This is a genomic window from Kribbella orskensis, assembly GCF_004342085.1.
Classification (GTDB): Bacteria; Actinomycetota; Actinomycetes; order Propionibacteriales; family Kribbellaceae; genus Kribbella; species Kribbella orskensis.
In genome coordinates this window covers 180,775-194,901 of record NZ_SLWM01000002.1, presented here as the reverse complement: position 1 = coordinate 194,901, position 14,127 = coordinate 180,775, and the positions used below count along the sequence as shown (strand labels likewise).

Genomic DNA, 14,127 nt, shown 5'->3' with positions numbered 1-14,127 from the left:
GCTGCAGGGTCGCGTGACGAGCTGTTTTTGAGCGTACGACGAGAGAGGTTCTGACATGTCTCGGCCAGGGTTTGTGCTTGAGGTGGACGACCGGACGCCGCCGCTGCTCGTGCACAACGGTGAGGGCTTCCTGCTGGAGCGGTTCCCGCTCGGCACCCGGGTGGTGTACCCGCCGGAGGCGCTGCCGGCCGTGCGGGACGTCGAGGAGGCGATCCAGAACGCGCTGCTGCACCCGCTGGAGTCCGAGCCGCTGCCGGAGCTGCTGCGGCCGGGGATGCGGCTGACCATCGCGTTCGACGACATCTCGCTGCCGCTGCCGCCGATGAAGAAGCCGGACATCCGGCAGCGCATCATCGAGGCCGTGCTGACGATGGCCGCCGACGCGGGCGTCGACGACGTCGAGCTGATCTCGGCGAACGCGCTGCACCGCCGGCTGACCCCGAACGAGCTGCGCGACATCGTCGGCGAGCGGGTCTTCCGGTCGTTCTTCCCCGACGGCAAGCTGTACAACTTCGACGCCGAGGACACCGCGAACCTGACCCACCTGGGCCAGACCAAGCACGGCGAGGACGTCGAGATCTCCAAGCGGGCGGCCGAGTCCGACCTGCTGGTCTACGTGAACGTGAACCTGGTGGCGATGGACGGCGGCCACAAGTCGACGTCGATCGGGCTGGCGTCGTACAAGTCGCTGAAGCACCACCACAACAGCCACACGATGATCCACTCGCGGTCCTTCATGGACCACAAGGCCTCGAAGATGCACCACTCGGCCTGGCGGATGGGCGCGGTGCTGACCGAGCACGTCAAGGTCTTCCAGATCGAGACCACGCTGAACAACGACATCTTCGGCGGCCCGCTGGAGTTCCTGCAGAAGCGCGAGTGGGAGTGGTCGATCAAGGACCAGGCCTCGATGCTCGCCACCAAGCGCGGGCTCGACCTGGCCCCGGCCAAGATGCGGCACAAGATCTTCACCGACGTCCGGGCGAACTACGGCCTGACCGGGATCCACGCCGGCTCGATCGAGCCGGTGCACGAGAAGACGATCGAGAACGTGCACCGCCAGCACCTGGTCGAGGTACAGGGCCAGTCCGACGTCGCGATCATGGGCGTGCCGTTCGTCGGCCCGTACAATGTGAACTCGGTGATGAACCCGATCCTGGCCGCCTGCATGGGGCTCGGCTACTACTTCAACTCCTACCGGGGCAACCCGATCGTCCGCAAGGACGGCGCGGTCATCCTGTACCACCCGGTGGACTACGAGTTCAGCCAGTTGCACCACCCGTCGTACGTGGACTTCTTCGAGGAGGTGCTGTCGGAGTCGACCGACCCGGCCACCATCGAGGCGAAGTTCGAGAAGCAGTACGCCGAGGACCCGTGGTACATCCACCTGTACCGGACCTCGTACGCGTACCACGGCGTGCACCCGTTCTACATGTGGTACTGGATCTCCCACGCGCTGGACCACTGCGGCGACATCGTCTGGGTCGGCGCGAACCGCAAGACGGTCGAGCGGATGGGCTTCCGGTCCGCCTCGACGCTGCAGGACGCGCTGGAGATGGTGAGCCACTCGGTCGGCCGGTCGCCGTCGATCACCTACCTGCACAACCCGCCCCACCTGCTCGCGGACGTTCGCTGATGGGTACGAACCTGGTCAAGTTCAGCCGGGACACCGCGCGGGACGTGAAGGTCGTCGCCCGCGGCTGGCGCTGGGGCCGTCGTCCGCAGGTGCCGCGCTCGGCCGAGCCGTACGTGCTGCCGAAGGAGTCCACGGTCTTCCCGACCAAGTGGGCCCGGACCCCCGCCGCGATCGCGCTGCGGGAGGTGCTGCAGAAGGGCGCGCTCAACTCGGTACTGCGGTTCGAGGTGAACCCCCAGATCAGCGGGCTCGACTCGTTGCGCAAGCTGAACGGGCCCGCCCTGATCGTGGCGAACCACTCGTCGCACCTGGACACCCCGCTGGTGCTCTGCACACTGCCCGACGCGATGCGCCGCAAGACCGCCGTCGCCGCGGCCGCCGACTACTTCTTCGACACCTGGTGGCGGGCGACCGCGTCGGCGATCGTGTTCAACACGTTCCCGATCGAGCGCCGCGGCGGCAAGCTCAGCTCGACGCCGGGGGATCTGCTCGCGGACGGCTGGAACGTCGTCGTCTTCCCCGAAGGCACCCGGTCGCCCGACGGGTGGATGGAGCGCTTCCGGATGGGCGCGGCGTACCTCGCCGTCGAGCACGGCGTACCGGTGATCCCGGTCGGCATCAAGGGCTCGTTCGCCGCGATGCCGCGTGGTCGCGGCTGGCCGGTGCCAGGCCGCCCGACGGTGGCCGTCCGGTACGGCGACCCGCTGTACCCGGCCGAGGGGGAGAGCGCCCGCGAGTTCGCGCCGAAGATCTCCGCCGCGGTGTCGGCACTGCTCGACGAGGAGGCGACCACCTGGTGGGAGGCCCGTCGCCGGGTCGCCACCGGCGCCTCGCCGTCGCAGTCGGGCCCCGACGCCGCCCGCTGGCGCCGGGTCTGGGAGTCCACCGCTCCGATCCAGTCCGCCGCCTCGAAGCACCGCGCCTGGAAGTGACAGCGACCGTGGTCCGGCCGAGGTTCGCCTCGGCCGGCAGACCGTTCTGGATCCTGGCCGGCATGTACCTGGCGCTGCTCGCCGTCCTGTGCGCCTCGCTCGCGACCTGGGCGCTGGGCTGGCCGGTCGCCCTCGGAATGTACGTCGTACTCGTGGCCGTGCTGGCTGTGGTGTTCTGGGCCACCTTTCGGGCCGCCTGCTTCTCGATCGATGCCGACACTGTCGCCTACAAGGCGAGTGCCTGGGGACCGCCGAAGGTGCTGCACCGTGCGCACCTGGTGCGAGTGCTCACCATCAGCCGGATCAAGTCGTCGCCGCCGATCGGTGCGCTCCTGATTCTCGCCGCCGACGGTACTCGCATCGGTGCGTCGCGTTGGCTCTGGTCGTCCGATGACTTCCGCACCGTGACCACGGCGATCGGTCTTCCGGTGGAGCACCGGGAGACGGTCGGATCGCTGGAGCTGGTCCGCGAGGTCGGCGTCGACCCGGCGTACAAGCGCAACCCTGTGCAGGTACTCGTGTTGCTGGCCGCGGCGGCCGTCGGTGTGCTCATCGCTTGGCCGATCGTCCGAGCGCTGTTGCTCTGATCAGCGCTGGTTGCGTTCGGAGATCGCTTCGGACGCAGCCACATCGAGTGCTTCGTATCCGGCGTCGTTGGGATGCAGGTGGTCGCCGGAGTCGTACGGGGGAGCTCACTCCGGTTCGGTGACGGTGTACCAGCCGATCAGCAGGTGCATCGGGATGCCGCTCGGGTCGTCGGACGCGAGGGTGTCGAACTCTGTCTGGAGAGCTAGCAGGCGTCGCCGGAACTCGGCGGCGCGACCCGGGCTCACCCTGGTCACCATCCCGCGCCCGATCAGCAGGCCGAGGGGCGTCTCCGCCTCCGAGCCGACTGGCACCCGGCCGGCGCTCAGGTTCCCGATCAGCTCGGTGTGGAACTCGCTGAAGACAGCGGCGAGGGTGTCGCCGAACTCGGTGGACGACGACCCGTTCGTGACCAGGTCGCGGCTGAGGGTGAAGGCCAGTTGGGCGGTCCGGTAGCGCTGCTCCTGAATGCCGGAGACCAGGCGGGTCTCGGCCACCTGGATCAAACCAGCCGCCTCGAGTTGCTTGAGGTGACGGTAGAGCTTCGTCTGCGGTTCGCTGAGTGCCGTCGCGATCTCCTTGGCCGACATCACCGGCGCGGATCGGCCGCCGCTCATCAGCAGGCGCAGGATCGCGATCCGGGTCGGATCCGACAGTGTCCGCATCGTCTCGAGGTCGGTGATCACCCGGACCGGCAGGGCTCCGGCCGGTTGCTGCATGACGGCTCCTTCGGCAGGCGTCTTGCCGTATGTTCACGCATCTGTCAATGTTCACTCTAGCGTGAATACCGAGGTCAGGGGTGGGAATGAGCGAGGAATTGTTGCAGCGATTCGCCGAGCTGGTGGTCCGGGTCGGCGCGAACGTGCAACCTGGGCAGGGTGTGGTGGTGACGGCCGACGTCGCCCAGGCCGAGATCGCCAGGGCGGTGGTCGAGCGCGCCTATGTGACCGGGGCGAGCTGGGTGGAGGTTCTCTGGTCCGACGCGGTCGTTCGCCGGTCCGACCTCACGCACGCCGACCTGGCGACGCTGACGGCCGACCGGCCCTGGGCGTTGGAGCGCACTCGCGGCTGGGCCGACGACGGGATCGCTTCGATCGCCTTGGTCGGTACGCCGGATCCGAACCTGTACGCCGGAATCGACCCCGTGCGGGTGGCCGCCGTACGGATGCGGGAGACGATGGCCAGGCAGCAGGCGGTGATGAGCGGGCGGTGGCGGTGGACGGTGGTGACCGCTCCGAACGCCGACTGGGCCACCCAGGTGTACGGCGAGCCTGACATCGACCGACTCTGGGACGTGGTCGCCCAGGCCATGCGACTCAACGAGACCGATCCGGTCGAGGCTTGGCGGGAACGGTCGGCAGCCCTCGCTGCTCGGTGTGCCGCTCTCGATGCCTTGCAGATCAGCGAGATCAGGTATGTCGGCGAAGGTACGGACCTTACTGTCGGCCTGCTGCCCGACTGCCGCTGGACCGGCGGCTCCGCGGTCGACCCGGCGGGCATCAGGTATCTGCCGAACCTCCCGACGGAGGAGGTCTTCACCAGCCCCGACCGGCGCCGTGCGGAGGGTGTGGTCCGGCTGACGAAGCCGGTCGTCATCGCCGGCCGACTCGTCGAGGGACTGCGGCTCACGTTCGCGGACGGCCGGATCACCGAGGTCTCGGCCACCACTGGGGCAGACCTGGTCCGTTCACAGCTCGACACCGATCCAGGTGCCCGCAGCCTTGGCGAGGTGGCCCTGGTCGACAAGGAGTCCCGGATCGCGCAGGCGGGTCTGGTCTTCCACAACACCTTGTTCGACGAGAACGCCGGCTGCCACGTCGCCTGGGGGCAAAGCTTCCCCTTCGCCGTCGAGAGCGGCCTGCAGATGACACCCGACGAGCGCTACGCCCTCGGGCTGAACAACTCGACCGTGCACACCGATGTCGTCCTGGGTGGCGAAGGCCTGACGGTCACCGCCACGACGCCTGGTGGTCCCGTGGTCCTGCTTCGCGACGACACCTGGCTGCTGCCGGCATCCTGACCGCGGCGTTCCTGCTGGAACGAAATGGTTTCGCCGGACTGTGCGGCGGGTTCCCGGGCCGGAGTCGGTACGCTTTCCGCGTGAGCCTTGCCGTGCGTGTGATCCCCTGCCTGGACGTCGATGCCGGGCGGGTGGTGAAGGGCGTCAACTTCGTCGACCTGCGCGACGCCGGCGACCCGGTCGAGATGGCCAAGCTGTACGACGCGGAGGGTGCCGACGAGCTCACCTTCCTCGACATCACCGCGTCCTCAGGCTCCCGCGAGACGACGTACGACGTGGTCCGGCGGACCGCAGAGCAGGTGTTCATCCCGCTCACCGTCGGTGGCGGGGTGCGCGAGGCCGCGGACGTGGACCGGCTGCTGCGGGCCGGTGCGGACAAGGTGGGCATCAACACCGGCGCGATCGCCCGGCCGGCCGTGATCGAGGAGATCGCTCACCGGTTCGGCAACCAGGTGCTCGTGCTGTCCCTCGACGTCCGCCGGAGCTCGGAGCAGCCGAGCGGGTTCGAGGTGACCACCCACGGCGGCCGTAAGTCGGCCGGGCTGGACGCGATCGAGTGGGTGCGCAAGGGCACCGAGCTCGGGGCGGGAGAGATCCTGCTCAACTCGATGGATGCCGACGGCACCAAACAGGGTTTCGACCTGGAGTTGATCCGGGCCGTCCGGGCGGTGGTCGACGTACCACTGATCGCCAGCGGGGGAGCAGGGCTGCCCGAGCACTTCCCGCCCGCGGTCGAGGCGGGCGCGGACGCCGTACTGGCCGCCAGCGTCTTCCACTTCGGCGAGCTGCGGATCGCCGACGTCAAGAAGGCGCTGCGCGACGCCGGCGTCGTGGTCCGGTGAGGCAGATGGTGGCCCAGCGTCCCGAGCAGACCACCCGGCTGATCGCGGACGTCGAGCAGGAGTTGTCGATCCTGCTCCGCCGCGCCCGCTCGGCGCAGATGCTGCTGGCCCGGCGGGTCCACCCGGAGATGGACGCAGCCGGGTATGCGCTGATCTCCCAGATCGAGCTCGGTACGGCGAGCGGCCGGCCCGGCGTACGGGCGTCCGACGTGGCGCAGGCCCTCGGCCTGGACAAGTCCACCGTCAGCCGCGGCCTCACCCACCTGGAGACCCTCGGCTTGATCGAGCGAGTAGGCGACCCCGACGACGGCCGCGCCCGCCTGCTCCGCCTCACCGCCACCGGCGCCGAGGGCTACGGCGCCATGCGAGCCCAGCGCCAGACCGAGTTCCGCGCCATCCTCGACCGCTGGGACACCCCCGACCTCGCCGACCTCGCCCGCCTCCTGGCCCGCCTGAACCTCGACCTCAGCTGACGCTCGACACCTGTCCGTGGCGATCTATCGGATCCTCAGCTCGGCTCGGCCGGTGAGGTCGTTGCCGTTGCCGAGGGCTCGCCACTGGGCCCAGTTCAGGTCGGTGTCGTTCCAGGAGAAGTGCGGTTCGGTCAGGGACTCCAGGTAGTAGGTGTTGGCCTCGAAGCGGTTCTGGTTGCTGGAGTAGATCGCCTTGTCGCCCACGTCCTGCACCGCGCCCGTGGTCTGACCGGCCGACAGGGCGATCCGGTTGTCGTGGACCCAGACGTTCCGGACCACGTGCGGGCCGTGCGGCGCCGGCAGGTCGTGGGCCCGGCCGCCGCTGTCGATCAGTGCGATCCCGTTGGCGTTGTCGCTGACCGCGTTGCCCGCGATCTCCACGGGTCCCGTGGTCCCGCCCGACGACTGGATCTGGATCCCGGCCTCCCAGGCCCAGCCCTTGTGCCGGCGGCCGTTGCCGGTGATCTCGTTGGACCGGATGACGGCGTCGTAGCTGAGCTCGTGCTGGATGCCGGCTCCCCAGTTTCCGGTGATCCGGTTGTACGCGTACTCCGTCCGGATGTTGCCGCCGTCGGTCCACAGGCCGGGGCCCTGGTTGTCGTGGACGTAGTTGTGGGTGACGGTGTGGCGGTCGGTCAGCCAACTCTTGCTGCCACCCGCCTCCCACTCCGGCGAGTACCCCGCGACCCCGTTGAAGGCGATCTCGTTGCTGGACACGGTCGAGCCGGTGCCCCAGGCACCGAAACCCAGCTGGCCCTGGTGGTGGACGAAGTTGTCGGTGACGACGGCGTCGTCGGCGATACCCAGACCGGCGCCGTGGTTGAGGCGTACCTCGTTGTGGTGGATCCGCCAACCGGTGCCCACCCGGTGCGGCGTGACCTGGCGACTCTCCACGGCGGCGACCTGTGCCTCGTTGGCCGCCTGCTCGAGCACGAGGTTCGCGACGGTGACGTCGTCGACCGGCGCCCGGATCAGGCTGGGCGCGACCGCCTGCTCGACCAGGTGGAGCCGGGGATCGTCGCGGATGGTGATCGTATTGGTCGCGTAGTCGGCGTATACGGTTCCACTGACGACCGCGGACCTTGACTCGACCCGACGCAGCCGTCGCTTGTCGAGAAAGACGTCCTCGGTCAGGACGCAGGTCGGTACGGACTCCAGGCACTGCCCGTGCTGACCGGGGGTCGCGGGCAGGAACCCTGTCGCCGACCACGCCGGGCCGTTCTTCCGCCAGCCGGTGAGCACCTTGGACCCGCTGATCACCGCCCCCCGCAGACCGATGAACGAGGTGCCCGCCTTGGGCCGCAGCGGTTCGGCGAGCCGGTATGTGCCGGCGGACAGGCAGTACGTCGTACCCGGCGCCCGGACGTCGATCAGCTGCTGCAGGTTGTCGGACGGTCGCACCAGCACGCCGTCGCAGGACCGCGAAACCGGACCGACCTGACCGGTCAGCCCGGCGCGTGGTGACGAACCGGACTCACTCGAACGGTCCGCGCCACACGAGGACCACGCCACGGCCGTGAGCGCGATCAGGGTGCAGACGGCGGCGGTCCAGCGGCGCCCGCGCGACAGGGAGCTCACGGCCGGTCCGAGGTCGACGGACTGCCATCGGCGTACCAGGGCCTGCGCGTCGTCACCGCCACCCCGATCCCGAAGGCGGTCCACAGCAGCGCCGCCACCTGCGGCCCTTCGAGCTGCGGATCGAAGAAGCAGGAGACCAGCACGGCGGTGGCTACCATCAGCGAAAGCACAGCCACCTGGCGTCTGAACACCATCCCTTGCCGAGCGAGGCGTCGGCAGCCCGCGACAAGCCGCCAGTACCAGCCGATCCACAGGGCGATCCACAGCGAGATCCCGACCAGGCCCATCCGGGCCACGATGTGCAGGTGGGAGTTGTGCGGGCTCCGCAGGCTTTCCTTGCCCTCGTCGTACACGCCGACCTCGGTGGCCAGGTTCTGGCCGAAGCCCGATCCGTGGACGAGACGGCCGTCCGCGATCTGCTTGTCGAGGATGCGCGACCACAGCTCCTGCCGGCCCTGGACCGTGCCACCCAGGTTGCCCGGCGACTCCTTGCCGCCGAGGCTCACGACGTTGGCGACGAGCTGGGACGCCGAGAACTCCCGGCCCTGGACGCCGGCCATCGGGATCTTCAAGGACAACAGCGAAGCCATCCCCAGCCCGACGACGACGATCAGGATCGCGCGGGCGGCCAGGGCGGCGCGGTTGTGCAAGAACGCCAGTCCGACTGTTGCGCCCGCCACCACGCCGAGCAGGCCGCCACGGTTCTGGGTGGCCGCGAGCGCGATGACGAGGAGGGCCATGAGACTCCAGCCCGCACGGCTGCGAGCGGTGCGGGTGTCAGGCAGGAGCCACAGGCAGCCCAGGACCAGCATTGCTGCGATCGCCGCGCTGCCGGATTTGTGTGAGAGAACCGAAACGGTCGAGAACGGCACGGTCGGAGCGCTTTTGGACAGCGGAGCCAGGATGAGTCCGAGCGGCAGCCACAGCAGCAGCCACGGCGTCAGCCGGGTCAGCTGGGCGACCAGGTGGTCGAGGAGTTCCGGCGACCGCGCCAGCGCGGCCACGACGAGGAACGCGAAGACGCAGTAGTACCAGAGCGCGGCGTCGCGCACGGCGTCCAGGTGGTACGTGCCCAGCCCTGACAGCATCCGGACCAGTCCCCAGAGCACGAATGCGCCGAGGAGCGCCAGGATCGGCTCGTCCCTGATCGGCGCCTGGAGGTACCGCGTGGCCACGACCGCGGCGACCGCGCCGACGCCCAGAACCATCTCACCGACGAACAGCGGACTGCCGGGCAGGTGCAGATACGCGAAGGCCCGGTCGAACAGGAGATAGCCGCCCAGCAGCGGACCGAGCAACCGGCCGTAAAGGACGAAGAGGCGGCCCGACGACGGCGCGCCGAGGAGCTCACCTGCGCGGGTACCGGGAGTTCCGGCCGGCAGTGACATCGCGCCTCACCCCTGCGCTCGGCGTGCCGGCGATCGGAGGCTCTTGCGGCGCCGGTAGGTGTAGAGCGGCGCCGACGGTACGTACGGCAGGCCAGTCCGAGCGACGCGCGCGGCGATCCGGCCTCGCAGCCGCCGGACGAACAGCGGCCCCCGGCTCGCCCGGCGGTAGACGTAACCGACGACGTCGGACTCCACCTGGTCCAGCCGCTCGACCATGGTGAGATGGTCCTGCACGGGCTCTTCGGCGCCGAGCACGACGATCGTGGCATCAGAATTGTTGACGAGATTGGTGGCATCGGCTACCTGCAGCAGCGGCGGGCTGTCGATCAGGACCAGGTCGAAGGTTGCCTTCGCCTCGGCGATGACCTCCTCGACAGCTTTCGCGTACGCCGTACCGGTGGTCCGCTCGCCGGACATCCGGCCGGCCCGGAGCACGGTGACATCCACGTTGAGCGGGCTGGTCTCGATGCAGTCCCGGAAGGTGCGCCGCCCAGCGATCACCTGGTCGAAGCCGTCGCCCTGCGGGCTGCCGGGCAGCAGCAGGGCGGTCAGGACCCCCTCGCTGGAGTCGGCGTCGACCGCCAGGACCGATGTGCCGCTCTCGGCGACGGCCAGCGCGACGTTCGCCACGACCGTACTGCGGTCGGCGCCGCTCTCGCAGGAGACGAAGGCGACGGCCAGCCGGTCGCCGCGGGCGGCCCGGATCCGCTCGACGGATCCCGCGGTGAACCGGAACGCCTCGGCGGCGGGGGACGGCGGATCAGCAGCCACCGGCAGCGGACCGGCCCGCGCCATCGCGAACAGAATGCCGTCCGGCCCCGGTGACGGGATCTCGCCGATGAGCGGGGCGTCGTAGATCGCGGCCGGGTCTTCCCGGTCGTCCAGGCACCGACGGCGAATGGCTCTGGCGTAGGCAAGCCCGGCACCCAGCAGCGTGCCGACCACGAGTCCGATCGCGCCGGACCGCTTGGCATTGCCGTTGACCGGCACCAGCGGTTCGACGGCCCACCCGAAGGTTGGATGGTTGGCCCGGTCGACCTCGAGATTGGTCAGCGTCTGCGTCCGCTGGTTCACCAGGTCCATCAACTGGCCGCGGGTGCGAGGATCGCGGATGGCGCGCTCGATCCCGGCGACGGTGGCGTCGGCCTGGGCCGTGATGACGGCGACCCGGGCGTCGTCGAACGCCTGCAGAACGGCGTTGGTTCCGACCTGGGCCACGTGAGCGTCGGGCCAGGTGAACGAGATGGCCACGATGCTGGATCCGAAGCTGCCGGGTTGGGCGCCCTCCGGCGGCGTGATCTCCAGCGCCTTGCTCTCGCCGGCGAAGTCCTGTGGCGTCAGCACGGTGGCGTTCAGCGCCGCGTTGGCAATCCTGCTTGCGCGGTCGGCGACCTCCGGGGAGTGCAACAGCAGCACCTGGCTGTCGAGGTACTGGCTGCGGGCCTCGCCCGGGGCCTGCGTGGTCTGCGGCACGGTGACGGTGGCATTCGCCCGGTAGAGCTCGGGCTTCACGACCGTGTAGGCCACCGCACCGGCGGCCGTCAGCAGCGCGATGACCAGGACCATGAGATGGTACCGGCGCACGGCGCCGAAGACGGTCGGCTGGAACCGGCCCTGTTCGATCATGGTGGCCTTCATGGCCCCACCTCAGTCCTCCCCTGACTTCGGTGCTCCGCCGCAGCGGCGCGCCCCCTTTGGGGCAGGATAGCCGCCGCTTTGCGCTGAGTGACCACCGAGCGCGAGGTCACCTGGAGTGAACACTCTGCGTGAGTGTTAGCGTGCACTGGTGACATATGGTTGCAGAAACCAACTAAGCGATATATAGTTGGGTTATGCAACTAGTCCAGCAAACCTCTGTCCCGGAGGTGGAACGGGACACGCCGGCCCAGGAAGTGCTCGAAGGGGTCAGTTCGCTGATCCGGGCCGTGCGTTGTATCGAGCACCGGCACCTTTGGCCCGACTCAGGCCTCCGGCGTGCCGACGCCGGCGTCCTCAAGGTGCTGGCCAAGGACGGTGAGCAGCGCGGCGGCGAGATCGCCGTGAAGCTCGGCGTCGACGCCTCCGTGGTGAGCCGCCAGGTGTCCACCCTGGAGGCCGACGGCCTGGTGAGCCGTCGGCCCGATCCGGCGGATGCGCGCGTCTCGCTGGTCGCGCTCAGCGACGCCGGCCGAGCCCGGCTGGAAGCGCTGTACGACGGCTTCGCCCAACGGCTCCGAGCCGCGCTCGGGGACTGGGACGACGACGACATGGCAACGGCCGCGCAAGCGCTGCGCCACGTCGCCGCCGCCGTGACCGAGGCCGCCGAATCCGTGAGGCAGACCAACTTTTCGACTGGAGACTGATGACTGTCACTGAGACCCGGCTGCAAGCGCCCGCTGCGCCGGAACTCACCCACCGCGAGATCCTCGAGATCCTGGTCGGGCTGCTCGCCGCGTTGTTCACGGCGATGCTCAGCTCGACGATCGTCAGCAACGCCCTGCCGACGATCATCGCCGATCTCGAGGGCTCGCAGACCCAGTACACCTGGGTGCTGACCGCGAGCCTGCTGGCCACCACGGTCTCCACCCCGATCTGGGGCAAGCTCTCGGACCTGATGAGCAAGAAGCTCCTGGTCCAGCTCGCCATCACCTTGTTCGTGATCGGTTCGGCCCTGGCCGGTATGGCGCACAACGTCCCCTTCCTGATCGGCGCCCGCGTCCTGCAAGGCCTCGCGATGGGCGGCCTGATGGCGCTCGCCCAGGCGATCATCGGTGCGGCGATCCCGCCCCGCGACCGCGGCCGGTACTCCGGCTACATGGGCGCCGTCATCGCCGTCGCCACTGTGAGTGGCCCGTTGATCGGCGGCGTCATCGTCGACACCTCGTGGCTCGGCTGGCGCTGGTGTTTCTACGTCTGTGTCCCGCTGGCGATCGTCAGCCTGGTGATCCTGCAGCGCTACCTGCACCTGCCGCTGAACAAGCGCAAGGTCCGGGTCGACTACCTCGGCGCGATCATGATCAGCATCGCGGCCAGCCTGCCGCTGATCTGGGTCACCTTCGCCGGTCACGACTTCGGCTGGTTCTCCTGGCAGTCAGCGCTCTTCGTCGGCGGCACGCTGCTCTTCGGCATCCTGGCCGTCGTGGTCGAGAACCGCGCCGCTGAGCCGCTGGTACCGCTCAAGGTGGTCCGCGAGCGCACTACCGCTCTGGCCATCGTGGCCAGCCTCGCGGTCGGCGTCGCGATGTTCGGCAGCGCGATCTTCCTCGGCCAGTACTTCCAGATCGCCCGCGGCTACAGCCCGACCGAAGCCGGTCTGCTCACCATCCCGATGATGCTCGGCTCGTTCCTCGGATCGGTCGGTTCGGGTCAGATGATCACCCGCTTCGGCAAGTGGAAGCGGTACCTGATCGCCGGCGGCATCCTGCTGGTGCTCGGCCTGCTCGTGCTCGGCACGATCGACCACACCACGCCGTACTGGTACGTCGGCACCGGCATGCTCTCGATGGGTCTGGGCATGGGCATGATGATGCAGAACCTGGTCCTCGCGGTGCAGAACACCGTCGACGTGAGCGAGATCGGCGCCTCCAGCGCCTCCGTCTCGTTCTTCCGGAGCCTGGGTGGAGCCGTCGGCGTCTCGGTCCTGGGCGCGGTGCTCGCCACCAAGGTCAAGGACCTGCTGATCCAGGGCGTGCTCGCCGGACCGGGTGGAGCCGCGGCCGCGGCCAAGCTGCAGGACGGCGGCTCGGACGGCACCAGCCTGCTGGACGTCAGCCACCTCCCGCCGCAGCTGGCCGAACTGGTGCGCCAGTCGTACGGCGACGCGACCGGGCAGATCTTCCTGATTGCGGCCGCGTGTGCCCTGGTCAGCCTGATCGCCGTGTTCTTCATCAAGGAGGTCCCGCTCCGCCGCACCGTCGCCAAGCTCGACGAGCCGATCGAGCTGGACTGACCAACGCCTTCAGTCCGGTACTCCGGTCCGGGCCCGGCGACGACCAAACCGCAGGCGGTGTTCCCCACGAGGGGAGCACCGCCTGCGGGCGTTTTGCGTCGGAGGTGGTTCCGACGGGTGTGGGTGTGGGTGGTTCGGCCGGGCGTGGGTGTGGGTGGTTCGGCCGGGCATGGGTGTGGGTGGTTCGGCCGGGCATGAGTGCGGGTGGTTCGCCGGGCGTGAGTGGCGGGTAATTCGCCGGGCATGGGTGCGGGTGGTTCCGCGGTCTCCGCTGCGTGATGGTGCTAGTCGGGCTGGTGTGCGTCAAGAGCGCCTTCGGCGTCCCTTCGGGATCGAAACAAGTTTCGACTCTTGACCCACCCCATCCCGACCAGGGAAGGAACGCAGCTACGCGGATCCCGCGGGGAGGTGTGAGCCGGGTCCGGGGTGGTGTTTTCGGGGGCGGGGTGTGCCGGGCGACGGAGGTGTGAGCCGGTCCGGGGTGGTGTTTCGGGGCGGGGTGTACCGACCGACAAGGTAGTACTGGGGTGGTCGCGGAGGTTCCAGGCGTGGGCGGCCCGTCGGGGTGGTGTGTGCGGCGACTACTTCCTGTCCTTCGGTACGCCAGGGCTCCCAGGGGGTGGGTTTCGCCCTGGTGGGTGGTGGTTGTGCCGACTAGGGGGCTGGGGCCGCCGGGTTGTTCGACCACTGGCAGGTTGTCAGCCGACAGGCGGGTTGTTCGGCCGCTGGTGGCACGTTTCGGGGT

At 69.2% G+C, this 14,127-nt stretch carries 12 protein-coding genes; 8 read left to right on the top strand and 4 right to left on the bottom strand.

Translation table 11 applies throughout. The features are described 5' to 3' along the window. Positions 1–55: 55 nt before the first annotated feature. From larAH to EV644_RS05990, 3 genes are read left to right on the top strand one after another with little or no spacing between them, the layout of a single operon-like run. A complete protein-coding gene (gene larAH / locus EV644_RS06000; protein WP_132188167.1) occupies positions 56–1,636 on the top strand; it encodes an NPN-dependent hydroxyacid isomerase, LarAH14/15/16 family in 1,581 nt (526 codons plus the stop codon). Then, positions 1,636–2,568 carry a lysophospholipid acyltransferase family protein gene (locus EV644_RS05995; RefSeq protein ID WP_132188168.1) on the top strand — a complete coding sequence of 311 codons (933 nt, stop codon included), beginning with the start codon at positions 1,636–1,638 and terminating at the stop codon, positions 2,566–2,568. Before larAH ends, EV644_RS05995 begins: the two co-directional genes overlap by 1 nt. Then, complete coding sequence (locus tag EV644_RS05990; RefSeq protein WP_132188169.1) at positions 2,565–3,155, top strand: hypothetical protein; 591 nt, start codon at positions 2,565–2,567, stop codon at positions 3,153–3,155. Before EV644_RS05995 ends, EV644_RS05990 begins: the two co-directional genes overlap by 4 nt. 105 nt (positions 3,156–3,260) lie before the next feature. Here EV644_RS05990 and EV644_RS05985 read toward each other — a convergent pair whose 3' ends face one another. Next, a complete protein-coding gene (locus tag EV644_RS05985) occupies positions 3,261–3,872 on the bottom strand; it encodes an ArsR/SmtB family transcription factor (RefSeq protein WP_132188170.1) in 612 nt (203 codons plus the stop codon). Between the two features lie 86 nt (positions 3,873–3,958). Here EV644_RS05985 and EV644_RS05980 point away from each other — a divergent pair, with 86 nt between their 5' ends. From EV644_RS05980 to EV644_RS05970, 3 genes are all read left to right on the top strand, one after another. After that, positions 3,959–5,173, top strand: coding sequence for an aminopeptidase (locus EV644_RS05980; protein WP_132188171.1), 1,215 nt, complete (start codon positions 3,959–3,961; stop codon positions 5,171–5,173). 80 nt (positions 5,174–5,253) lie between these two features. Continuing rightward, positions 5,254–6,015: an imidazole glycerol phosphate synthase subunit HisF gene (hisF, locus tag EV644_RS05975; RefSeq protein WP_132188172.1), complete on the top strand. Its 762-nt coding sequence runs from the start codon at positions 5,254–5,256 to the stop codon at positions 6,013–6,015. Between the two features lie 5 nt (positions 6,016–6,020). Further along, on the top strand, positions 6,021–6,488 hold the full coding sequence (locus EV644_RS05970; protein WP_241998024.1) for a MarR family winged helix-turn-helix transcriptional regulator: 468 nt from the start codon (positions 6,021–6,023) through the stop codon (positions 6,486–6,488). 24 nt (positions 6,489–6,512) lie between these two features. Here EV644_RS05970 and EV644_RS05965 read toward each other — a convergent pair whose 3' ends face one another. The 3 genes from EV644_RS05965 to EV644_RS05955 are packed head-to-tail and all read right to left on the bottom strand — an operon-like array spanning position 6,513 to position 11,092. Beyond that, the gene (locus EV644_RS05965; RefSeq protein ID WP_206751495.1) at positions 6,513–8,066 is read right to left on the bottom strand and encodes a right-handed parallel beta-helix repeat-containing protein; all 1,554 of its coding nucleotides are present in this window, start codon (positions 8,064–8,066) and stop codon (positions 6,513–6,515) included. Then, positions 8,063–9,454 (bottom strand): O-antigen ligase family protein, encoded by a 1,392-nt coding sequence (locus EV644_RS05960; protein ID WP_132188175.1) that lies wholly within the window; start codon positions 9,452–9,454, stop codon positions 8,063–8,065. Before EV644_RS05960 ends, EV644_RS05965 begins: the two co-directional genes overlap by 4 nt. Positions 9,455–9,460: 6 nt before the next feature. After that, the gene (locus tag EV644_RS05955) at positions 9,461–11,092 is read right to left on the bottom strand and encodes an AAA family ATPase (RefSeq protein ID WP_132188176.1); all 1,632 of its coding nucleotides are present in this window, start codon (positions 11,090–11,092) and stop codon (positions 9,461–9,463) included. A 194-nt stretch (positions 11,093–11,286) separates the two neighbouring features. Between EV644_RS05955 and EV644_RS05950 the strand changes: the two genes are divergently transcribed. Together EV644_RS05950 and EV644_RS05945 are read left to right on the top strand one after the other, a co-directional pair. Next, complete coding sequence (locus EV644_RS05950; protein WP_132188177.1) at positions 11,287–11,796, top strand: MarR family winged helix-turn-helix transcriptional regulator; 510 nt, start codon at positions 11,287–11,289, stop codon at positions 11,794–11,796. After that, entirely contained in the window at positions 11,796–13,382 is a 1,587-nt protein-coding gene (locus EV644_RS05945; protein WP_132188178.1) for an MFS transporter, read from the top strand. Before EV644_RS05950 ends, EV644_RS05945 begins: the two co-directional genes overlap by 1 nt. The last annotated feature ends 745 nt before the right edge of the window (positions 13,383–14,127 follow it).